This is a genomic window from Lysobacter firmicutimachus, assembly GCF_037027445.1.
GTDB lineage: Bacteria > Pseudomonadota > Gammaproteobacteria > Xanthomonadales > Xanthomonadaceae > Lysobacter > Lysobacter firmicutimachus.
In genome coordinates, this window is sequence record NZ_JBANDL010000002.1 from 3752963 (window position 1) to 3775333 (window position 22371).

19 protein-coding genes are annotated in these 22371 nt (G+C 69.8%); 14 read left to right on the top strand and 5 right to left on the bottom strand.

The annotated features are described in order from the left end of the window. Positions 1-19: 19 nt before the first annotated feature. From V2J18_RS16245 to V2J18_RS16270, 6 genes are all read left to right on the top strand, one after another. A complete protein-coding gene (locus V2J18_RS16245; protein WP_064746625.1) occupies positions 20-706 on the top strand; it encodes a Fe2+-dependent dioxygenase in 687 nt (228 codons plus the stop codon). Between the two features lie 56 nt (positions 707-762). Continuing rightward, positions 763-1395 carry a PepSY-associated TM helix domain-containing protein gene (locus tag V2J18_RS16250; protein WP_336133126.1) on the top strand — a complete coding sequence of 211 codons (633 nt, stop codon included), beginning with the start codon at positions 763-765 and terminating at the stop codon, positions 1393-1395. Between the two features lie 57 nt (positions 1396-1452). Then, entirely contained in the window at positions 1453-1968 is a 516-nt protein-coding gene (locus tag V2J18_RS16255; RefSeq protein WP_064746623.1) for a DUF2271 domain-containing protein, read from the top strand. Positions 1969-2083: 115 nt separating this feature from the next. Next, positions 2084-2893, top strand: a complete 810-nt coding sequence (locus V2J18_RS16260; RefSeq protein ID WP_336132343.1) for a DUF4198 domain-containing protein — start codon at positions 2084-2086, stop codon at positions 2891-2893. Between the two features lie 112 nt (positions 2894-3005). After that, positions 3006-3959, top strand: a complete 954-nt coding sequence (locus tag V2J18_RS16265) for an FAD:protein FMN transferase (RefSeq protein WP_336133127.1) — start codon at positions 3006-3008, stop codon at positions 3957-3959. Then, positions 3956-5602, top strand: coding sequence for a sulfite reductase subunit alpha (locus V2J18_RS16270; protein WP_064746618.1), 1647 nt, complete (start codon positions 3956-3958; stop codon positions 5600-5602). The genes V2J18_RS16265 and V2J18_RS16270 overlap by 4 nt, the downstream gene beginning before the upstream one ends. A gap of 15 nt (positions 5603-5617) precedes the next feature. Here V2J18_RS16270 and V2J18_RS16275 read toward each other — a convergent pair whose 3' ends face one another. Both V2J18_RS16275 and V2J18_RS16280 read right to left on the bottom strand, forming a co-directional pair. Beyond that, complete coding sequence (locus V2J18_RS16275; RefSeq protein WP_336132344.1) at positions 5618-6238, bottom strand: HutD/Ves family protein; 621 nt, start codon at positions 6236-6238, stop codon at positions 5618-5620. A 559-nt stretch (positions 6239-6797) separates the two neighbouring features. Then, complete coding sequence (locus V2J18_RS16280) at positions 6798-7136, bottom strand: ComEA family DNA-binding protein (RefSeq protein ID WP_064749266.1); 339 nt, start codon at positions 7134-7136, stop codon at positions 6798-6800. Between the two features lie 220 nt (positions 7137-7356). Here V2J18_RS16280 and V2J18_RS16285 point away from each other — a divergent pair, with 220 nt between their 5' ends. Together V2J18_RS16285 and V2J18_RS16290 are read left to right on the top strand one after the other, a co-directional pair. Then, positions 7357-8850: a M20 family metallopeptidase gene (locus V2J18_RS16285; protein ID WP_336132345.1), complete on the top strand. Its 1494-nt coding sequence runs from the start codon at positions 7357-7359 to the stop codon at positions 8848-8850. Positions 8851-9357: 507 nt separating this feature from the next. Then, positions 9358-9600: a GlsB/YeaQ/YmgE family stress response membrane protein gene (locus V2J18_RS16290; RefSeq protein ID WP_064749268.1), complete on the top strand. Its 243-nt coding sequence runs from the start codon at positions 9358-9360 to the stop codon at positions 9598-9600. A gap of 312 nt (positions 9601-9912) precedes the next feature. On the opposite strand, the gene cysN is transcribed toward V2J18_RS16290, so the two are convergent. Together cysN and cysD are read right to left on the bottom strand one after the other, a co-directional pair. After that, positions 9913-11901, bottom strand: a complete 1989-nt coding sequence (cysN, locus tag V2J18_RS16295; RefSeq protein WP_336132346.1) for a sulfate adenylyltransferase subunit CysN — start codon at positions 11899-11901, stop codon at positions 9913-9915. After that, complete coding sequence (gene cysD / locus V2J18_RS16300; RefSeq protein ID WP_425606040.1) at positions 11901-12875, bottom strand: sulfate adenylyltransferase subunit CysD; 975 nt, start codon at positions 12873-12875, stop codon at positions 11901-11903. The genes cysN and cysD overlap by 1 nt, the downstream gene beginning before the upstream one ends. A gap of 286 nt (positions 12876-13161) precedes the next feature. Between cysD and V2J18_RS16305 the strand changes: the two genes are divergently transcribed. Genes V2J18_RS16305 through V2J18_RS16320 form a run of 4 tightly spaced genes read left to right on the top strand, consistent with a single transcriptional unit; the run spans position 13162 to position 17718 of the window. Then, positions 13162-14997 carry an assimilatory sulfite reductase (NADPH) flavoprotein subunit gene (locus tag V2J18_RS16305; protein WP_425606041.1) on the top strand — a complete coding sequence of 612 codons (1836 nt, stop codon included), beginning with the start codon at positions 13162-13164 and terminating at the stop codon, positions 14995-14997. Next, positions 14997-15236: a hypothetical protein gene (locus tag V2J18_RS16310; RefSeq protein ID WP_141233555.1), complete on the top strand. Its 240-nt coding sequence runs from the start codon at positions 14997-14999 to the stop codon at positions 15234-15236. Before V2J18_RS16305 ends, V2J18_RS16310 begins: the two co-directional genes overlap by 1 nt. Continuing rightward, positions 15233-16972, top strand: coding sequence for an assimilatory sulfite reductase (NADPH) hemoprotein subunit (cysI, locus tag V2J18_RS16315; protein ID WP_336132347.1), 1740 nt, complete (start codon positions 15233-15235; stop codon positions 16970-16972). Before V2J18_RS16310 ends, cysI begins: the two co-directional genes overlap by 4 nt. Then, a complete protein-coding gene (locus V2J18_RS16320) occupies positions 16969-17718 on the top strand; it encodes a phosphoadenylyl-sulfate reductase (RefSeq protein WP_064749271.1) in 750 nt (249 codons plus the stop codon). Before cysI ends, V2J18_RS16320 begins: the two co-directional genes overlap by 4 nt. Before the next feature lie 458 nt (positions 17719-18176). On the opposite strand, the gene V2J18_RS16325 is transcribed toward V2J18_RS16320, so the two are convergent. Beyond that, complete coding sequence (locus V2J18_RS16325; RefSeq protein ID WP_336132348.1) at positions 18177-19160, bottom strand: LysR family transcriptional regulator; 984 nt, start codon at positions 19158-19160, stop codon at positions 18177-18179. A 324-nt stretch (positions 19161-19484) separates the two neighbouring features. Between V2J18_RS16325 and cysG the strand changes: the two genes are divergently transcribed. Then, entirely contained in the window at positions 19485-20948 is a 1464-nt protein-coding gene (cysG, locus tag V2J18_RS16330) for a siroheme synthase CysG (protein ID WP_064749273.1), read from the top strand. A 40-nt stretch (positions 20949-20988) separates the two neighbouring features. Further along, positions 20989-21969 carry a cysteine synthase A gene (cysK, locus tag V2J18_RS16335; protein ID WP_064749274.1) on the top strand — a complete coding sequence of 327 codons (981 nt, stop codon included), beginning with the start codon at positions 20989-20991 and terminating at the stop codon, positions 21967-21969. The last annotated feature ends 402 nt before the right edge of the window (positions 21970-22371 follow it).

The following is a 22371-nucleotide window of genomic DNA, read 5'->3' on the forward strand; positions in this document are numbered from 1 at the left end:
GTCCGCATTGAGGAAAGCCATGCTGCTGCACGTTCCCAAAGTGCTCACCGCCGAACAGGTCGCCCATTGCCGGGCGCGCCTGGATCAGGCCGGCTGGGCCGACGGCCGCATCACCGCCGGCCACCAGTCGGCCAAGGCCAAGGACAACGCGCAACTGCCCGAAACCGATCCGGCCGCGCGCGAACTGGGCGCACTGATCCTCGACGCGCTGTCGAAGAACCCGACCTTCTTCTCCGCCGCGCTGCCGCAGCGGGTGTACCCGCCGCTGTTCAACCGCTACGCCGGCGGCCAGTCGTTCGGCTTCCATGTCGACAACGCGATCCGCTACGACCGCAGCCGCGGCGGCATGGACGCGGTGCGCACCGACCTGTCGGCGACTTTGTTCCTGAGCGCGCCGGAGGAATACGACGGCGGCGAACTGGTGATCGAAGACACCTACGGCAGCCACAGCGTCAAGCTGCCGGCGGGCGATCTGGTGCTCTACCCCGGCACCAGCCTGCACAAAGTCACCCCCGTCACCCGCGGCGCCCGGGTGGCGTCGTTCTTCTGGATTCAGAGCCTGCTGGCGGAAGACGCGCAGCGGCGGTTGATGTTCGAGCTCGACGTCTCGATCCGGCGCCTGAGCGCCGACGTGCCCGAGCATCCGGCCCTGGTCCAGCTGACCGGCGTCTACCACAACCTGCTGCGGCGCTGGAGCCAGACGTGAGTGCGGCCAGCAGCGACGACCGCGCGATCAAGACCGGCTCGATCAAAGCCGGCCCAATCAAGGCCACTTCGGGCACGATCGATCCCAATCGTCGCTCTTATTGGCTCAAGACCCTGCACCGCTGGCACTGGATCAGCGCCGCGGTCAGCCTGATCGCGCTGTTGCTGTTCGCCGCCACCGGCATCACCCTCAACCACGCCGCGCAGATCGAATCCGAACCGGTGGTGGTCAATCTCAAGGAAACCCTGCCGGCCAGCCTGCTGCGCAGCCTCAAGGCCGAGCGCGCCGAAGACGCGCCATTGCCGGGCGCGGTCAACGACTGGCTCGCCGATGCGTTGGACGTGCGCGCCGAGGGGCGCAAGGGCGAATGGTCCGATGCCGACGTCTACGTGTCCCTGCCCCGCCCCGGCGGCGACGCCTGGCTCAGCATCGACCGCGAGAGCGGCGCGATCGAGTACGAGCGCACCGACCGCGGCTGGATCGCCTGGCTCAACGACCTGCACAAAGGCCGCAATACCGGCACCGCCTGGCGCTGGTTCATCGATCTGTTCGCGGTCGCCTGCCTGCTGTTCGCGCTGACCGGGCTGTGGCTGCTGCAGCTGCATGCGCGACAGCGCGGCAAGACCTGGCCGCTGGTCGCGCTGGGCCTGGCCGTGCCGCTGCTGATCGTGGTCCTGTTCATGCACTGACTCACGCATCGATCCACCCACCGAGTTAGCAACCGTCTTCCCGTTAGGAGCCGCCCCATGAAGCTGTCGTCGTTCAAAGTCCTGATCCCGGCGCTGGCGCTGCCGATGCCGGCGTTCGCGGCCGATCTGGAACTCAACATCGAGATCCCGCGCATCAACGCCGCCGAGTACCACCGCCCGTACGTGGCGGCGTGGATCGAAAAGGCCGACAACACCGTCGCCAGCAATCTGGCCGTCTGGTACGACGTCGACATGAAGAACGGCGAAGGCACCAAATGGCTGAAGGACATGCGGCAATGGTGGCGGCGCAGCGGCCGCAGCCTGAGCATGCCGGTCGACGGCGTCAGCGGCGCGACCCGCCCGGTCGGCCAGCACGCCCTGTCGTTCAAGGGCAACAGCAAGCCGCTCGCCGGCCTGGCCCCGGGCAACTACACCCTGGTGGTGGAAGCCGCGCGCGAAGTCGGCGGCCGCGAGATGCTCAGCATCCCCTTCCAGTGGCCCGGCAAGGCGCAGAACCTGTCCGCGCAGGGCAAGACTGAGTTGGGCAAGGTGAAGGTGACGGTGAAGCCGTGATTCGGGATCGGGGATTCGGGATTCGCAAAGCGGATTCCCGGACCTCTGACCGCAGCGGCCGCTTTTCGCTCTTGCCAATCCCGAATCCCCAATCTCGAATCCCGGACCCAACACCATGAAACTGAAACTTCTCGCCGCAGCCGCCGTCGCCACCTTCGCTTTCGCCGGTGCCGCGCAGGCGCACAAGGCCTGGCTGCAGCCCTCGCAGACCGTGTTCTCGAGCAAGGGCGCCTGGCTCACCGTCGATGCGGCGGTGTCCAACGACCTGTTCTATTTCAATCATGTGCCGCTGCCGCTGGAGCGTCTGCAGATCACTGCGCCGGACGGCAGCGCCGTGCAGCCGCAGAACGCTTCGACCGGCAAGCTGCGCAGCGTGTTCGATGTCGAGCTGGCCCAGGAAGGCACCTACAAGATCGCCATGAACAACGAAGGCATGTTCGCCAGCTACAAGCTCGGCGGCGAAGCCAAGCGTTGGCGCGGCAAGGCCAGCGAGTTCAAGGCCGGCATTCCGGCCGGTGCCACCGAGGTCAACGCTTCGGAAAGCCTGGGCCGGGTCGAGACCTTCGCCACCGTCGGCCAGCCCAGCAACGGCGCGCTCAAGACCACCGGCAAGGGCATCGAACTGGTGCCGGTGACCCATCCCAACGATCTGTTCGCCGGCGAGAGCGCGAGCTTCCAGTTGCTGATCGACGGCAAGCCGGCTCCGGGCCTCAAGGTCGAGATCGTGCCGGGCGCGACCCGCTACCGCGATCAGCAGAACGAGATCCACCTCACCACCGGCGCCGACGGCAAGTTCGAGGTGAAGTGGCCGGCAGCCGGCATGTACTGGCTGGAAACCGCCAGCGAAGACGCCAAGACCACGCTCGCCGAAGCCAAGCAGCGCCGGCTGAGCTACGTCGCCGTGTTCGAAGTGCTGCCGCAGTAAAGCGATGACCTCGCCGACGCCGACGCCGCGCTGGAGTTGGTCGGGTGCCTTGACCGGCGCCGCGGCCGCCCGTGCCGGCGCGCCGGCGACGGCGAGTTTGCGTTTCGCCGCGATGGCGACGATGGCGCTGCATACGCTGAGCGGCGCGACCATGGGCACGACCTGGTCGGTCAAGCTGATCGCCGCCGTGTCGGCGTTGCCGGCGCTGGAACGCGGCATCCAGGCCCGACTCGATCAGGTCGTCGCGCAGATGAGCACCTGGGAACGCGGCTCCGACATCAGCCGTTACAACCGCGCCGGCGCCGGCAGCCGGCATACCTTGCCGGCCGAGTTCGCCGAAGTGCTGGACGCGGCGCTGACGTTGGCCGCGGACAGCGACGGCGCCTACGACCCCACCATCGGGCCGCTGGTCGACTTGTGGGGCTTCGGCCCCGCCGGCGCCTGCGCGCAGACGCCCACGGCCGACGCATTGGCCGACGCGCGCGCGCGCGTCGGCTGGCGCCGCCTCGGCTACGACGCAGCAACGCGCGCGCTGACCCAACCCGGCGGCGCCTGTCTGGACTTGTCCTCGATCGCCAAGGGCTACGGCGTCGACCGCGTCGCCGACTGGCTGCTCGCCCAGGGCGTCGAACACTGCCTGGTCGAAGTCGGCGGTGAGTTACGCGGCCACGGCCGCCGTCCCGACGGCAGCGCCTGGCGGGTCGCGGTGGAACGACCCGGCAGCGACGGCGACGCCGCGACCGCAGTGATCGCGCTCGACGGCGACGCGATCGCCACCTCGGGCGACTACCGCCGCTACTTCGACGCCGACGGCCGCCGCTATGCGCATACGCTGGACCCGCGCAGCGGCGCGCCCATCGACGGCGAGTTGGCCTCGGTCACCGTGCTGCACGCGCAGTGCATGCAGGCCGACGGCCTGGCCACCGCGCTGAGCGTGCTCGGCGCGCGCGAAGGACTGGCCTACGCCAATCGCCGCGGACTGGCCGCCTTGTTCGTCGTGCGCGAAGGCGAAGGCTTCGTCGCCCGCGGCACGCCCGCTTTCGTCGCCCGGCAGCGCGCCGCGTGAGCGCTGTCGCACCGCGCCGCCGCATCGAGCCGGGGACGATCGGCAGCGCCTTGGCGGTCCTTGCGTTGATCGCGCTGGCCTGCGCACTGGCGTATTGGCAGGCCGACCCTTGGCAGTGGATTTCGCCCGGCCGCGGCCGCTGGTGGATGGCCGCCGCCCTGTTCGCCGCCTACGCCGGTTTCGTCGCCGCAGTCGCGGTGTCGCGTGCGCGCCACGCACGGCGCGAGGCCCTGCCGGCGCTGTCGCCGGAGTCGCCCGGCGAGTGGCTGATCGCCTTCGCCAGCCAGACCGGCTTCGCCGAGCAGTTGGCGCGACGCAGCCACGCCGCGCTGGCCGAGGCCGGACTGCGCGCCGATCTGGCCGTGCTCGGCACGCTCGATGCCGAGCGCCTGGCGCGCTATCCGCGCGCTCTGTTCGTGGTCAGCACCACCGGCGAAGGCGACGCGCCCGACAGCGCTGCCGCGTTCGTGCGCCGGGTCATGGGCGCGGCGGCGGCCTTGCCGCAGCTGCGCTACGGTGTGCTCGCGCTCGGCGATCGCGAGTACCGCGAGTACTGCGCCTTCGGTCATCGCCTCGATCACTGGCTGCGCCATGCCGGCGCACAGCCGCTGTTCGATCTGGTCGAAGTCGACAACGGCGAAACCGGCGCCCTGCGACATTGGCAGCATCATCTGGGCCTGCTCGCCGGCCGGACCGACTTGCCCGACTGGAGCGCGCCGGCCTACGCCGCCTGGCGCCTGCAGCAGCGTCGCGAATCCAACCCCGGCAGCGCCGGCGCGCCGGCCTTCCATATCGCGCTTACGCCGGCCGACGGCGGCGGTGCGCACTGGCGCGCCGGCGACATCGCCGAGATCGGCCCGCGCAACGCCGGCGACGAAGTGGCGCGGTGGTTGGCGCAGGCCGGACTCGACGGCGCACAGACGGTGCGGCGCGACGAAACCTCATTGCCGATCGCCGAGGTCCTGGCCGGTTCGCGCCTGCCCGATCCGGCAACCTGCATCGGCCAAAGCGCGCAAGCGGTCGCCGACGCCCTGCAACCGCTGCCGCATCGCGAATACTCGATCGCCTCGCTGCCGGCGGACGGTTCGCTGCAGTTGCTGGTGCGGCAGATGCGCCGCGACGACGGTCGGCTCGGCCTGGGCAGCGGCTGGCTGACCGAACACGCCGCGCTCGGCGGCGAGATCGACCTGCGCATCCGCAGCAATCCTTCCTTCCACGCTCCCGACGACGCCCGGCCGATCGTGCTGATCGGCAACGGCACCGGACTGGCCGGCCTGCGCGCCCTGCTCAAGACCCGGATCGCCGCCGGCCACCGCCGCAACTGGCTGCTGTTCGGCGAACGCAACGCCGCCTGCGACCTGCACTATCGCGAGGAGCTCGAGGCCTGGCGGGCGGGCGGCGCGATCGAACGCGTCGACTATGCGTTCTCGCGCGACGGCCAGGCGCGGGTCTACGTGCAGGACCGCTTGCGCGAACAACGGCCGCGCGTGCGCGAATGGGTCGCCGCCGGTGCGGCGATCTACGTCTGCGGCAGCCTGGAAGGCATGGCGCCGGCGGTGGAAGCGGCGCTGCAGGAAGCGATCGGCGTCGAGGCCCTGGAAAACCTCGCGGCGCAAGGCCGCTACCGGCGCGACGTGTACTGAGCGCCGTCCTCCGGCTCAGTCCAGCGCGGCCACTCGCACCAACAACACTTCGCCGCCGCCGTCGAGCATGCCGCGCAGGCGCTCGCCGCCGGCGGCGAGGAAGGCGGTGTCGCCCATCTGCAGCGGCGGCAACGAGGCATCGTCGGCGAAACGCGCCTGGCCGGCGAGCAGGTGCACGGCCCAGGTCTGGCCCGGCTCGGCGAACAGCACCATCGGCCCGACCAGCGGCCGGTGCCAGAGCTCGGCGCGGACCCGGTCGCGCCGCCACATCAGGTTCAAGTCGTGGGTCGGACCGTCGAGCAGTTCGCCCTGCACCGTGCGCTCGCCGGCGAAGCGCAGTTTGTCGTGCGGCGGCAGCAGTTCGTGGCTCTCCCCATCGTCGAAGCGCAGGCGCAGGCCGTTGCCGCTGAGCAGGACCAATTCGCGGTCGATGCCGGGAAACGCGGAGAACGGCGCATCGCGTTCGATCTCGGCGATCGACAGGCGCCAATCCCAGTCCTCGCCCTCGCAGGGGCGGTCCAGCCCGGCCGCGTCGCGGCGCATGCGCACGATTTCGCGGGTCCAGCCGAACTGATTGCGCCAGCGTTCGCGCCGGTATTCGTTGGCGGGAATGGACCAGGACAGGCTGTCGGACATGGGCGCGCGGGCGGAGGGCGATGGCGCAGTTTAGGGGCTGCGGCGTGGTGGCCCAAGCGCGGGACGTGCGCACGGCGCGATCGGGGCGGGCCGCGGTGCGGCCGGGTGCGGGCAGAGCCGCTGGGCGACGGCGTGACGCCTGGAGGCGCGGCGAGGGCGAGGACCGGGCGTCGCTGGGCGCCTGTGGAGATTGTTTTTTCTGCGCGTCCCGTGGTCGCGGCTCACGCCGCGCCTACCCCTTGGGTAACGGGCTTCGATGAGGAGACGACGCCATCGGGGCGTTCTGCGCGTCCCCTGTCGCGGCTCGCGCCGCTCCTACAAAAAGCCCTGGGCCGGAGATCCGCCGCGCCAATCCCCAATCCCCAATCCCCAATCCCGAATCCCGAATCCCGAGCCCCGAATCCCGAATCCCGAATCCCGAAAAAGGGTGTGCCCCACCGCGGATCCGTCCGCGGCGGGGCAGCGTACTTCCGTGTCCAGGGACCTCCCCCCGAATCCTTCGAGCATCCTTGCCCGATCAGCTGCCGGCACCGCGTCCTTACGGCGCCGGCAGACTCATTCAACGCTTGCTGGCAGCGCGCGGGGCGGCGATCGCGCCCGCGGTGTTGATCGGACGGCCCTGGGTGGCGCCGCCGACCACGATCCGGTCCCGGTTCTTCTCGACCGTCTTCAGACCGATCCCTTTCACCAGGGCCAACTGCTCGGCGCTGCGGAAGGCCCCATTGGCCTTGCGGTAGGCGACGATGGCTTCGGCCTTGGACGCTCCGACGTTGAGCAGCACGCGATCCAGCGTGGCCGCGTCGGCGCTGTTGATGTTGACCTTTTCCGAGGCGATGGCACTGCCGGCGAGCAGCAGCGACAGGACCAGCGACTGGGCGATGAGGGCAAACGACTTCATGGTTGTGCTCCTGAGAGTGGATTCCTTTCCGGGCCGGCGGCCGTACGTCCTTGAGTCCTTGTGTTCCGCCGGTGGAGACAGTCTCCATGTCTCGACCCGCACAGGTTATCGCCGGCCCGGCCCCTACGAAGTCGGGGGGAGCCGCAGCGCAGGGTAGGAAAAGTCCTACACGGCCCGGGAGGCGTAAACTGCCCCCCTTCCCCGCTCAAGAGGCTCCTCGATGGACGCCAGCCAGGTCGACCGCTACGTCGGCCAGAAGTGGGACGACGAGATCGTCCCGCAACTGGTCGAATACATCCGTATTCCCAACAAGTCGCCGATGTTCGACGCCGATTGGGTCCAGCACGGCTATATGGACGACGCCGTCCGGCTGATGGAGACCTGGGCCAAGGCGCAGTCGATCCCGGGCATGCAGGTCGAGGTGGTGCGCCTGGAAGGCCGCACGCCGCTGATCTTCATCGACATCCCGGCCGCTCATGGCGGCAGCGACGAGGACTGCGTGCTGCTCTACGGGCACCTGGACAAGCAGCCGGAGATGACCGGCTGGGACGACGGCCTCGGCCCCTGGACCCCGGTGCTCAAGGGCGACAAGCTGTTCGGCCGCGGCGGCGCCGACGACGGCTACGCGATCTTCGGCTCGCTGGCGGCGATCCTGGCCCTGCAGGACCAGAAGATCCCGCACGCGCGCTGCGTGATCCTGATCGAGGCCTGCGAGGAATCCGGCAGCTACGACCTGCCCGCCTACGTCGACCACCTCGCCGACCGCATCGGCAAGCCCTCGCTGGTGGTCTGCCTGGACTCGGGCTGCGGCAACTACGAGCAATTGTGGTGCACCACCTCGCTGCGCGGCCTGGCCGGCGGCAATTTCACGGTCAAGGTGCTTAGCGAGGGCGTGCACTCCGGCGACGCCTCCGGCGTGGTGCCGTCCAGCTTCCGCCTGCTGCGCCAGCTGCTGTCGCGGCTGGAGGACGAGACCAGCGGCAAGATCCTGGTCGAAGGCCTGTACGTCGACGTGCCGGAAGAGCGCATCGAACAGGCGCGCCAGGCGGCCAAGGTGCTGGGCACGGCGGTCTACGACAAGTTCCCGTTCCTGCCCGGCATGAAGCCGATGGCGGACGACCTGGCCGAGCTGGTGCTCAACCGCACCTGGCGCCCGGCGCTGTCGGTGACCGGCGTCGACGGCATGCCGCCGTTGGCCTCGGCCGGCAACGTGCTGCGCCCGCACACCTCGGTCAAGCTGTCGCTGCGCCTGCCGCCGACCCTGGACGGCAAGCGCGCCGGCGAACTGCTCAAGGACGTGCTGCTGCGCGACCCGCCGAACGGCGCTCAGGTCTCGCTGGAGCTGGAAAAATCGTCCAGCGGCTGGAACGCCCCGGCGATGTCGTCCTGGCTGTCCAAGGCCATCGACGCCTCCAGCCGCGAGTTCTTCGGCCAGCCGGCGATGTACATGGGCGAAGGCGGCTCGATCCCGTTCATGGGCATGCTCGGCGAGAAGTTCCCGGGCGCGCAGTTCATGATCACCGGCGTGCTCGGCCCGCACTCCAACGCCCACGGCCCGAACGAATTCCTGCACATCCCGATGGGCAAGCGGGTCACCGCCTGCGTCGCGCGGGTGGTCGCCGAGCACCACCTGGCCGGCCAGCGCGGCGAAACCACCGGCGTGGCCGCGGTCGCCGACAGCGGCGATCGGCATGGCGATCACGGTTGTTGCTGAGCGGCCGGGATGGGGGATTCTGGATTAGGGGTTGGCAGGAGCAGTGAGGCTGCCTCGCTTGAGTCTTCGCTTCGGCTGGCTCGGTTTCGATCCTTCCGGCATGAACAAAGCGGACCCGCGAGGGTCCGCTTTTGTTTTGGGGCCGGTGAGCCGCTGCGAGCCGGGATGGCTACCGCCCGGACCGCGCCGGCCGGACTCTCTGAGGCGACTGGCGTGCCGCAACCGCATGCTGACGTCTCCGGCCCCGCTTTCGCGGAAATGCCGGGCAGAGCCAGCGACGCCGGCGCCCGCCCCGCGAGAGCCGAGATCCGGCTTCGGCCGGCCGCCTACCGCTCTCCAGCTCATCCCTCGCCCCCGGCTTCTACCAATCCCGCATCCCCCACGCCTACGCCAATCCCCAATCCCGAGTCCCCAATCCCGAATCTCCCATTCCAGCCCTCACGCAACAGCGACAGCCCCCGCCACATGATCCAGCGGCGTCAGCCACCCATCCGAAGGAGGCAAGCCATGCTCGGCGGTATCGTGTACACCATCATCATCGGCGCGGTCATCGGCGTACTCGCGCGTTTCTTCAAGCCCGGCGCCGATCCGATGGGCTGGATCCTGACCATCCTGCTCGGCATCGCCGGCGCCTATATCGGCAGCCTGCTCTACGCCGGCGGCGGCCTGATCGGCCTGATCGTGTCGGTGATCTGCGCGATCGTGCTGTTGTTTCTGTACGAGATCATTCGGGCCAAGGCGGCCAAGTGAGGCCGGGATTCGGGATTCGGGATTCGGGATTAGGGATTCGGGATTAGGGATTAGGGATTAGGGATTGGAAAGAGCGGCGGTGCGCCGGCTCGGTTTCGTGAGGGCAGGCCGCAACAGAGCGGTTCGGCAAGTCCCCGACGCGCAAAAAGAAAGCGGACCCTCGCCGGTCCGCTTTTTTCTTGATGCGAACACGGCAGAACTTGAATCCACCGCCTTCCATCGCACCACCAATCCCGACTCCCTAATCCCTAATCCCGAATCCCGAATCTCCGCTTCTAGCGAATCCCCAATCTCCAATCCCACATCCCGGCTTCACCGCAAATAGTCGATCACCCGCTGCGCCAGCGCCTGCGCATCGTGCTCCAGGGTCGGCAGGCGCAGCTCGGGGGCTTCGGGGACTTCGTAGGGCGAATCGATGCCGGTGAAGTTGGGGATGCGGCCGGCGCGGGCCTTGGCGTACAGGCCCTTGACGTCGCGCCGCTCGGCTTCCTGCAGCGGGGTGTCGACGAACACTTCGACGAATTCGCCGTCCTCGAACAAGTCGCGCGCCAGCCGGCGCTCGGCGCGGAACGGCGAGATGAAGCTGACCAGCACGATCAGGCCGGCGTCGGTCATCAGCTTGGCGACTTCGGCGACGCGGCGGATGTTCTCGACCCGGTCCTCGTCGGTGAAGCCCAGGTCCTTGTTGAGCCCGTGGCGGACGTTGTCGCCGTCGAGCACGAAGGTGTGGTGGCCGAGCGCGTGCAGTTGCTTGTCGACCAGGTTGGCGATGGTCGACTTGCCCGAACCGGACAGGCCGGTGAACCAGACGCAGCGCGGCTTCTGGTGCTTGCTGCGGGCGCGCGCGGCCTTGTCGACGTCGACCGGGTGCCAGTGCAGGTTGCCGGCGCGGCGCAGGGCGAAATCCAGGGTGCCGGCGGCGACGGTGGCGTTGCTCTGGCGGTCGATCAGGATGAAGCTGCCGAGCTCGCGGTTGTCGCGGTAAGCCTCGAACGCGATCGCCTGGTCCAGGCCCAGGTTGACCGCCGCGACCTCGTTGAGCTCCAGGTGCTTGGCGGCGAGTTGGGCCTGGCTGTTGACGTCGATCTTGTGCTTGATCTCGGTGACGCTGGCGCCGACCGTGCGCGCGCCGATCTTGAGCCAATACGAGCGCCCCGGCAGCAGCGCGTTCGCATCCATCCACAGCAGGTGCGCAGCGAACTGATCGGCCACTTCCGCCGGACGTTCGGCCGCGGCGATGACGTCGCCGCGGCTGATGTCGAGTTCGTCCTCCAGGGTCAGGGTGACCGCCTGGCCGGAACGGGCGTAGTACAGGTCGCCGTCGGCGGTGACGATGCGCTGCACCCGCGAGCGGCGGCCCGACGGCAAGGCGACGATTTCGTCGCCCGGGCGCACTTCGCCGGCGGCGATGGTGCCGGCGAAGCCGCGGAAATCCTGGTGCGGGCGGTTGACCCACTGCACCGGCAGGCGCAGGCCCAGTTCCGCCTCGGCGCGCGCGGTGTCGACGGTTTCCAGGTACTCGAGCACGCTCGGGCCGTCGTACCAGGGCGTGGCCGGCGAACGCTCGATCAGGTTGTCCCCCTCCAGCGCGGACAGCGGCACCGCCTGCACGTGCTCGATGCCGAGCTGGGCGGCGAGCTCGCGGTATTCGCCGGCGATGCGCTCGAACACATCGCGATCGAAATCGACCAGGTCCATCTTGTTGACCGCCAGCAGCACGTGGCGGATGCCGAGCAGGGACACGATGTAGCTGTGGCGGCGGGTCTGGGTCAGCAGGCCTTTGCGCGCGTCGACCAGGACCACGGCCAGGTCGGCGGTGGAGGCGCCGGTGGCCATGTTGCGGGTGTACTGCTCGTGGCCGGGGCAGTCGGCGACGATGAACTTGCGCCGCGCGCTGTCGAAGAACCGGTAGGCCACGTCGATGGTGATGCCCTGCTCGCGCTCGGCGGCCAGGCCGTCGACCAGCAGGGCGAAATCGATCTCGCCGTTGCGGGTACCGTGGCGGCGGCTGTCGGCGCTGAGCGCGGCCAGTTGATCGTCGAACAGGCGCTTGGTGTCGTGCAGCAGGCGCCCGATCAGGGTGCTCTTGCCGTCGTCGACGCTGCCGCAGGTGATGAAGCGCAGCAGGCTCTTGCGCTCGTGCTGGCGCAGGTAGTCGGCGACGCTGTCGCCGACGGGATTGGGGATTCGGGATTCGGGATTGGCAAAAGCCAGAACCTCCCCGCTCACCGGTTCCACCTCCGCGTCGCCGCGCTCCGCTTCGACCAATCCCGAATCCCCAATCCCGAATCCCGGCTTCATCAGAAATACCCTTCCTGTTTCTTGCGCTCCATCGACGCCGTGGGGTCGTGGTCGATGACTCGGCCCTGGCGCTCGGAGGTGGTCGCGACCAACATCTCGGCGATGATCGCCTCCAGCGTGTCGGCCTCGGATTCGATCGCGCCGGTCAACGGATAGCAGCCCAGGGTGCGGAAGCGCACCTTGCGCTGCTGCGGCACCTCGCCCTCGCGCAGCGGCAGGCGCTCGTCGTCGACCAGGATCAGGCTGCCGTCGCGTTCGACCACCGGACGCTGCGCGGCGAAGTACAGCGAGGGCACCGGGATGCGCTCGCGGTAGATGTACAGCCACACGTCGAGTTCGGTCCAATTCGAGATCGGAAACACGCGCACGCTTTCGCCGGCGTGGATGCGGGTGTTGTACAGGCTCCACAACTCCGGGCGCTGGTTCTTCGGGTCCCAACGGTGCTGCGGGTTGCGGAACGAGAAGATCCGTTCCTTGGCGCGCGACTTCTCTTCGTCGCGGCGCGCGCCGCCGATCGCGGCGTCGAAGCGGTTCCAGTCCAGCGCCTGCTTCAGCGCCTGGGTCTTCATCACGTCGGTGTGCACGGCGGCGCCGTGGCTGATCGGGCCCACGCCCTGGGCCAGGCCGTCGGGATTGACGTGCACGCGCAGGTCGACGCCGGTCTCGGCCGCGCGGCGGTCGCGGAACGCGATCATCTCGCCGAACTTCCAGCCGGTGTCGACATGCAGCAAGGGGATCGGCGGCCGCGAGGGATAGAAGGCCTTGAGCAGCAGATGCAGCAGCACCGAACTGTCCTTGCCGACCGAGTACAGCATCACCGGATTGCGGAACTCCGAGGCGACCTCGCGCAGGATGTGGATGCTCTCGGCCTCGAGCCGGTCGAGATGGCTCAGCGTGCGCGCGGCCAGCCGCGGCGGCGCGGACGGGTCGGCGACGGTGTCGAACAGCGGGCTCAGTTCGGGTGACGCACTCATGCAAGCGGACTCGTGGTGCTCGGGCGGCGGCGGCCGGCGGAGATTGTGCGCATAGTCGGCGAGGTCGGTCGCCGGCGCGGCGCAGCGGGCGCCGGCTGTGCCGGCGAAGGCGGGGTGCGGCCGGCCCGGCACGGCCGGTCCGGAGCCTCGACCCCGGGGGCCATTAGAAATCCCCTCGGAATCGCGGAGAAATGAGCGCAGGTCATGAACGCATAACCGAGCATCCTTTCCGCGCCCCCGGCACCGGCTCGTAGCCTGCTGACTCCCAAGCCAGAAGCCGACCGCCGTGCCCGCCGCCGCCCTGTCCGCTCCCGCCCTGCTCGCCACTCCGCTGCCCGCGGACCGGCTCGACTCGCTCGCCCGTCTCACCGACGGCCTGGACAAAGACAGCCTGTGGTGGCTGTCCGGCTACGCCGCCGGCCTGGCCCGCGCCGGCGGCGGCCTCGCCGCGGCGGTGCAGGCGCCGGTCGCCGACGCCCGCAGCGGCGAGCGGCTGAGCATCGTCTACGGCAGCCAGACCGGCAACGCCAAGCGCCTGGCCGAGCAGCTCGCCGGGCAGGCCGAAGCGGCCGGTCTCAACGTGCGCCTGCTGCGTGCCGACGCCTACCCGACCCGCGAACTCAAGAACGAGCGCCTGCTCTATCTGGTCGTCAGCACCCAGGGCGACGGCGACCCGTCCGACGACGCCCGCGGCCTGGTCGAGTTCATCGCCGGCAAGCGCGCGCCCGAACTCAAGCAGCTCAGCTACGCCGTGCTCGGCCTGGGCGATTCCAGCTATCCGCAATTCTGCGCGATCGGCCACAAGCTCGACGCGCGCCTGGCCGAACTCGGCGCCCACCGCCTGTTCGCCCGCGGCGACGCCGACCTGGACCTGGAGACCGTGGCCGCGCCGTGGCTGCAGCAGGCCCTGGCCCAGGCCAAGGAAACCCTGAAGCCGGCCGCCGCGCACCTGGCCACGGTGACCCCGCTGCGGCCGCTGCCGAGCGCGCCGGCGCACCACCGCGATGCGCCGTTCGCGGCCGAGCTGATCGGCAACCAGCGCCTGACCCAGGCGATCGCCGGCCGTTACCGCTCCGACAAGGACGTGCGCCACATCGAACTCTCGCTGGAGGGCTCGGGCCTGCATTACCAGCCCGGCGACGCGCTCGGCCTGTGGCCGCGCAACCCGCCGCAGCTAGTCGAGGCGGTGCTGCACACCCTCGACCTCGACGGCGACGCCGCGGTCGCCCACGCCGGCCAGGAACTGCCGCTGCGCCAATGGCTGAGCGAGAAGCGCGAGCTGACCAAGCTGGCACGGCCGTTCGTCGCCAGCCACGCCGCGCACGCCCGCAGCGACGAACTCAACCGCCTGCTGGCCCCGGACCAGGCCGCCGCGCTGACCGACCTGCTCGCCAACAGTCAGGTGATCGACCTGCTGCAGCGCTACGACGGCCACTGGAGCGCCGACGAGCTGGTCGCGGCGCTGCGCCCGCTGACGCCGCGGCTGTACTCGATCGCCTCCAGTCAGAAGCTGGTCGGCGACGAAGTCCATCTCACCGTCGCTCACCTGCAGTACGAAACCGCCGCCGGCACCCGCTGGGGCGCGGCCTCGCACCAGCTCGCCAGCGCCGCCGAAGGCGATCGCCTGCCGGTGTTCGTCGAACACAACGAACGCTTCCGCCTGCCCGCCGACGGCTCGCGCGACGTGATCATGATCGGCCCCGGCACCGGCGTCGCGCCGTTCCGCGGCTTCGTCCAGGAGCGCGCCGCCGACGGCGCCGGCGGCCGCAACTGGCTGCTGTTCGGCAATCCGCACTTCCGCACCGACTTCCTCTACCAGACCGAGTGGCAGGCCGCGCTCAAGTCCGGCCAGCTGCACCGCCTCGATCTGGCCTTCTCGCGCGACCAAAGCCACAAGGTCTACGTCCAGCATCGCCTGCGCGAACGCGGCCGCGAACTCTACGACTGGCTGCAGAACGGCGCCCACCTGTACGTGTGCGGCGACGCCACGCGCATGGCCAAGGACGTGCACGCGGCGCTGGTGGCGGCGATCGCCGAGCACGGCGGCAAGAGCGCGGAAGACGCGGAGGACTATCTCAATCAACTGCAGCAACAGGGCCGCTACGCCCGGGACGTGTACTGATGCGCGCTGTCGGCCATCGTCAATCGATCGAATCGGGCCGCACGTCGCAGGCCGCCAGGTTCGGCTTCGTGTCTACTGATCGCAACGGATCGCGGCTTGCCCCGGCGGCCCGGATGGAACGCGGCAACGTCACCGATGCGATCGAGCGCGCCGGCAAGAGCGTGCCGACGCCCACGGGCCGCGTTTCATTCGGGCTGCATCCGCGCAGCGCGCAGCGCCGCGCCGGAGCCGCGGCATGAGCGCGCATTCGGTCGAGGACATCAAGCGCTCCAGCGCGCGGCTGCGCGGCAGCCTGCTGGAAAGCCTGGCCAATCCGGTCACCGGGGCGCTGAACGACGACGATCAGACCCTGATCAAGTACCACGGCAGCTACCAGCAGGACGACCGCGACCTGCGCGAGGAGCGCCGCCAGGCGCGGCTGGAGCCGGCCTACAGTTTCATGATCCGCACCCGCACCCCGGGCGGCGTGGTCTCGCCGGAGCAGTGGCTCAAGCTCGACGCGGTGGCCACGACCTACGCCGAACGCGGCTTGCGCGTGACCACGCGCCAGGCGTTCCAGTTCCATGGCGTGATCAAGACCGAACTCAAGCCGACCATGCAGGCGATCAACGCCGCGCTGATCGACACCCTGGCCGCCTGCGGCGACGTCAACCGCAATGTCGCGGTCGCCGCCAATCCGCAGCTGTCGGCCAGCCACGCCGAGGTGTTCGCCCAGGCCGCGGCGCTGTCCGAGCACCTGCTGCCGAACACCCGCGCCTACTACGAGATCTGGCTGGACGAAGAGCGCGTCGCCGGCAGCGGCAGCGAAGACGAGCCGATCTACGGCGAGGTCTACCTGCCGCGCAAGTTCAAGATCGGCTTCGCGATTCCGCCCTACAACGACGTCGACGTGTTCGCCCAGGACCTGGGCTACATCGCGGTGATCGAGGACGGCCGCGTGCTCGGCTACAACGTCACCGTCGGCGGCGGCATGGGCGCGACCCACGGCGATCCGGAAACCTATCCGCGCCTGGGCGATGTGATCGGGTTCGCGACGCCCGAGCAGGTGATCCCGGTCGGCGTGGCGGTGGTCACCGCCCAGCGCGACTTCGGCAATCGCGCCGTGCGCAAGCGCGCGCGGCTGAAGTACACCATCGACGACCGCGGCCTGGACTGGTTCAAAGCGGAAGTCGAACGGCGCGCCGGTTTCCCTCTCCTTCCGGCGCGCCCGTTCGCCTTCCGCCACAACGGCGACCGCTTCGGCTGGGTCGAGGGCGACGACGGCCGCGGCCACCTGACCCTGCGCATTCCGGCCGGACGGATCGTCGACGGCCCGTTGGACGGGCAAGGCGCCGCGGTGAGCCACCTCAGCGGCCTGCGCGAAATCGCCCGGTTGCTGCTGGCGCACGAGGGCGCGCAGTTCCGCATGACCCCGAATCAGAACCTGGTCATCGCCGGGGTTCCGGCCCCGGTGCGCGCCGAAGTCGATGCGCTGGTCGCGCAGCACGGCCTGGACGGCTACCGCGCCGCCAGCCCCGTGCGTCGCAACGCGATCGCTTGCGTGGCGCTGCCGACCTGCGGCCTGGCCATGGCCGAGGCCGAACGCTACCTGCCCGACTTCGTCGCCCAGGTCGAAACCCTGCTCGACCGCCACGGCATTGCGCAGGCGGCGATCAACCTGCGCATCAGCGGCTGTCCGAACGGCTGCTCGCGTCCCTACCTGGGCGAGATCGCCCTGGTCGGCAAGGCGCCGGGGCGCTACAACTTGATGCTCGGCGCCGACCATCGCGGCCAGCGCCTGAACACGCTGTACCGCGAGAACATCGCCGAAGCCGAGATCCTCGCCGCGCTGGATCCGCTGCTGGCCGGCTACGCCAGAGACGCCGCCGCCGACGAAGGCTTCGGCGACTATCTGGTGCGCAGCGGCGTGGTCGCGATTCCGTATCCCACCCCCACCGGCATTCCCGTCGTCCTGATTGCAGAGGCCGCCGCATGAGCGCTCCGATCGATCCCGTCACCGCCGCCGAGTCGCCGCGCGCGCTGGCCGAACTCAACGCCTGGCTGGGCACCCGCAGCGCCGAGCAGCGCGTGGCCTGGGCGCTGGAAAACACCGCCGGCGAACACGCGCTGTCGTCGAGCTTCGGCGCCCAGTCGGCGGTGTCGCTGCACATGGTCACCCGGCAGGCGCCGGCCATTCCGGTGATCGTGATCGACACCGGCTACCTGTTTCCCGAAACCTACCGCTTCATCGACGAGCTCGGCGAGCGCCTGCAGCTCAATCTGCAGGTCTATCGGCCGCAGATCGGCGTGGCCTGGATGGAGGCGCGCTTCGGCCGGCTGTGGGAACAGGGCGTGGAGGGCATCGAGCGTTACAACCGCATGCGCAAGGTCGAGCCGATGCAGCGCGCCCTGGCCGAACTCGGCGTGCGCACCTGGATCGCCGGCCTGCGCCGCAGCCAGTCCAGCAGCCGCGCCAACATCGACTTCCTGCAACTGCGCGACGGCCGCTGGAAACTGCACCCGCTGGCCGACTGGAGCGACCGCGACATCTGGGACTATCTGCGCGCGCACGACCTGCCGTACCACCCGCTGTGGCACCAGGGTTACGTCTCGATCGGCGACGTCCACACCACGCGTCCGCTGGAAGCGGGCATGCGCGACGAGGACACCCGTTTCTTCGGCCTCAAGCGCGAATGCGGCCTGCATTTCGACAGCGAACCGGCGGAACCGCAGGCGGCTTGAGTTCGGTTTTGGTGGGAAGCGAACAGTACAGGCGGAAACAAATCCCCCCTGCCCCCTTTTTTTAAAGGGGACGGCAGAAGCTTCAAGAGAAGAGCGGCAAAAGCGGCGTCTCGACTCGAACGACCTGCACCCGCCAACGACCCGCACCTGCCAACGGTCTACCCGTGGCAGCGATCTACTCGCGCAGGCGATCCAATGTACTCGCGCCGCCGCTTTAGCCGTACCGACGGCTTATCGGCATGAGCGACGCACCGGTATCAGCGGTGTAACGCCTCGGGCGATGCACCGGCGCCACTCACCTACGACGCCCGCGACGTAGCGGCATGCCGTAATGGAGCAGACACCTACACCTCCACGTCTCCCACCCAAAGCATTCCCCTTTGAAAAAGGGGGCCAGGGGGTATTTGCTGTTAGTTGTCGCCGCCCCTCACAACGGTCTATCCGACCAACCCGCCGCATCAAGTCCCGATCGACTGGGTCAGCTCGGCCCAGGTCGGCGCCAACGGCCATTGCGGCTCCAGATTGCCTTCCAGCACCCGGCGCAGGTCGCGGCGGTCGATCTGCGGCGCCAGCCCGTGGATCAGCTCCAGCGCATAGTCGCGCAGCACCCGCGCACGCGGGATCACCGCCCAGGTCACGCACTCCGGCAGCGCATCCGGCGCAGTCAGCGCGCGCAGGTCTTCGTCGCGCGCGGTGACGGCCATCTCCGCCAGCAGGCCGACGCCGAGACCGGCGCGCACATAGGTCTTGATCAGATCGGCGTCGCGCGCCGTCATCGCCAGCAACGGTTCGTGCCCGCCGGCGACGAAGGCGCGGCGCAGCGACGACTCGGGCCGGGTCGAGGATTCGTAGCTAATCAACGGCTCGGCGGCGAGTTCCGACAACGTCGGCGGCCGGCCCAGCTTGGCCAGGGCGTGCGCGCGCGGCACCAGCACCACCCGGCGCCAGCGGAACAGCGGCACCGCCAACCCGCCCTCGGGCGCGGCGCCGGCGGTGCTGATCACCGCCAGGTCGGCATTGCCGTGCGACAGGTTCGACAGCACCTCGCCGTCCGAGGCCGCCTGCAAGTGCACGCTGACCTGGGGGAAGTTGCGCTTGACCTGGGCGATCACCGGCGGCAGCACGAAGCGCGCCTGGGTATGGGTGGTCGACAGCACCAGCCGGCCGGCATGCTGGCCGCGCTCGTTGGCGGCGTAGGCGCGGATGTTGGCCGCTTCTTCCAGGATCCGGCGGGCATGTTCCAGCACCCGTTCGCCGGCCGGTGCGATCGCTTCCAGGCTACGGCCCTTGCGCACGAACAGCAGGAAGCCGAGCTCGTCCTCGAGCTGCTTGAGCTGCTTGGACAGGCCGGGCTGGGTCGCGTGCACACGCTCCGCGGCCAGGGTGATGTTCAACCCGGAATCGGCGATCGCGACCAGGTAGCGCAGTTGGGTGAGGGTCATGGCGAGGCGGTCCGTAAGAGGGAGGGATCGGCGGCGCGACGGCGCAGGCGGCGACAACAGCCGGTCCCGGAACGGAGGGGACGGTGCGGTCGGCAGCGGCTCGGGCGGATCGCGTCCACGTGATCTATCGCTCTATTCGGATGGAAGGATTTCTAGATTAGCCAGCGCGGCAACAGCTTGTCCAGTTTTGGTTTCTGAACGCAAGTAATAGGTAGCGCGGCTCATTACGCCGCGGCATGTGCAAAGGCGGCGCCGTCATTTCCCGCCGCCGGCAGGGGGCCGTAGCGTCGTACCGTCCTCCCACCCCGCTACCCGGTCGCCGCCATGACCCGCGCTCTGTTTCCCCTGTTCGCCGATCTGCACGGACGCGAGGTGCTCGTGGTCGGCGGCGGCACGGTGGCGCTGCGCAAGGCCGCGGCCCTGCTCGAAGCCGGCGCCCGGGTCCGCCTGGGCGCCCCGGCGTTGATCCCCGCGCTGTCCGATTGGGTCGCCGAGGGCCGCATCGAGCACCGCCCCGGCCGCTTCGTCGAAGACTGGCTGGACGGGGTATGGCTGGCGATCGCCGCCACCGACGATGCCGCGGTCAACCGCGCCGTGGCGGAAGCCGGCACAGCGCGGCGGATCTGGGTCAACGTGGTCGACGACGTCGAGGCGTCCAGCTTCCACGTGCCGGCGCGGGTCGAACGCGGCCCGGTGCAGATCGCCATCTCCAGCGGCGGCGCCGCGCCGATGCTCGCCCGTCACCTGCGCGAAAGCCTGGAAACCCGCTACGACGAATCGCTGGGCGCGCTGGCCGAATTGCTCGCCGCGCAGCGCGAACGCATCCGCGCGCGTCTGCCCGAGCTCGGCGCGCGCCGGCGCTTCTTCGACCGCCTGCTGGCAGGGCCGCTGCAGGCGCTGTTGCGCCAGGGCCGCCAAGCCGAAGCGCAACAGGCTTTCGACGCCGCGCTCGGCGAGGATGCCGCGCGCCAGGGCGAACGCGGTTCGGTGGCCTTGGTCGGCGCCGGCCCCGGCGATCCGGGCCTGCTGACCCTGCGCGGCCTGCGCGTGCTCAACGAAGCCGACGTGATCCTGCACGACCGCCTGGTCAGCGCCGAAGTGCTCAAGCTGGCGCGCCGCGACGCCGAGCTGATCGACGTCGGCAAGCAGGCCGCCTGCGCCGCGATCGAACTCACCCACCCCACCGATCACCAGTCCACCCAGCAGCGCATCCACGCGCTGATGCTCGAGCACGCCCGCGCCGGCAAGCGCGTGGTCCGGCTCAAGGGCGGCGATCCGTTCGTGTTCGGCCGCGGCGGCGAGGAACTCGAAGCGCTGCGCGAGCACGGCATCGATTACGAAGTCGTGCCCGGCGTCACCGCGGCCCTGGCCTGCGCCGCCTACGCCGGCATTCCGCTGACCCATCGCGACCACGCGCAGTCGCTGCGCCTGGTCACCGCGCATCTGAAAGACTCGGCCGAACCGCTGGACTGGCGCGCGCTGGCGCTGGAGCGGCAGACCCTGGCGGTGTACATGGGCGTGTCCGGTCTGGACGTGTTGCGCGACAAGCTGATCGAACACGGCCGCGCCGCCGACACGCCGTTCGCGCTGATCGAAAACGGCTCGCGCCCGAACCAGCGGGTGGTCGCCGGCACCCTGTCCAACCTCGCCGAGCGCGCTGCCGAACACCAGGTGCGCTCGCCGGCGCTGCTGATCATCGGCGAAGTTGCCGCTCTGTCCGAACGCCTGCACTGGTTCGGCCGCGCACCGCTCGGCGACACCGGCGCGCACTACGCCGCGGCCGCCTGAGTCACTCACCGCATCCGAACCCACGCCACGGGAGCCTTTCATGCCTCTGTACGACAGCATCCTCGACACCGTCGGCGACACGCCGATCGTCAAGCTCCATCGCATCGCGCCCAAGCACGTATCGCTGTACGCCAAGGTCGAATCGTTCAATCCCGGCGGCTCGGTCAAGGACCGCCTGGCGCTGGCGATCGTGCTCGACGCCGAACGCAGCGGCGCGCTCAAGCCCGGCCAGACGATCGTGGAGGCGACCTCGGGCAACACCGGCATCGCCCTGGCGATGGTCGCCGCCGCGCGCGGCTATCCCTTCGTCGCGGTGATGACCGAGACCTTCTCGGTCGAGCGGCGCAAACTGATGCGCGCGTACGGCGCCAAGGTGATCCTCACGCCCGCCGCCGAACGCGGCAGCGGCATGGTGCGCAAGGCCGCCGAACTGGCCGAGCAGCACGGCTGGTTCCTGGCCCGCCAGTTCGACAACCCGGCCAACCCGGCCTACCACCGCAGCACCACCGGCCCGGAAATCCTGCGCGATTTCGCCGGCAAGCGGCTGGACTACTTCGTCACCGGCTGGGGCACCGGCGGCACCCTCAGCGGCGCCGGCCAGGTGCTCAAGCTGGCCCGTCCGGATCTGAAGATCGTCACCTCCGAGCCGGCCGGCGCCTCCCTGCTCAGCGGCAAGGACTGGCAGCCGCACAAGATCCAGGGCTGGACGCCGGATTTCGTGCCCGGCGTGCTCGACCGCACGATCGCCGACGAGATCCGTCCGGTCGACGACCTCAGCGCGCGCGACACCGCGCGCCGCCTCGCCGCCGAGGAAGGCCTGTTCGTCGGCATCTCCGCCGGCGCTACGGTCGCCGCCGCCTTGCAGGTCGCCGAGCAGGCGCCGGAAGGCTCGGTGCTGCTGGCGATGCTGCCCGACACCGGCGAGCGTTACCTGTCCACGTTCCTGTTCGAGGGCGTTGCCGAAGGCTCCGACGACGAGTGGCTGGCGTCGCTGGAAGCGCGCCAGACAGCGGCCGCCTGACCTCGTTCGACCCGCGGGATGGGGCCGCGCGCGGCCGTACGCTGCGCACGTGCCGCCGCAACGGAACGGCGCCGCGCCGGCTCCATCCCGCAACTGCGCAGGCCGCGGCCCGCGCACCGGGCACCCGTAGGGCGGGGCCCACGGCTTCCTAGGCCGGAAGCAGCGGTGGCGACTGCATCCGGGCGACGGCGACGTGGGCTTCGCCCTACATCTTTACGGGCGAGGGTACGGGCGAGGGGTTGCCGCGCCGCTTCATGAAGACGGCGATGCGACGCGCGCGGCGGTGCGGTGGTCCGGGAGCGGCGTCGACGCCGCCGAGGGAGCACGGCCGCGGCGAGCGCCGCTCCTACCCCTGAACGCGCGAGGTTGCCAACGCGGCGCGGCCGGCTACCCTGTGCGCCT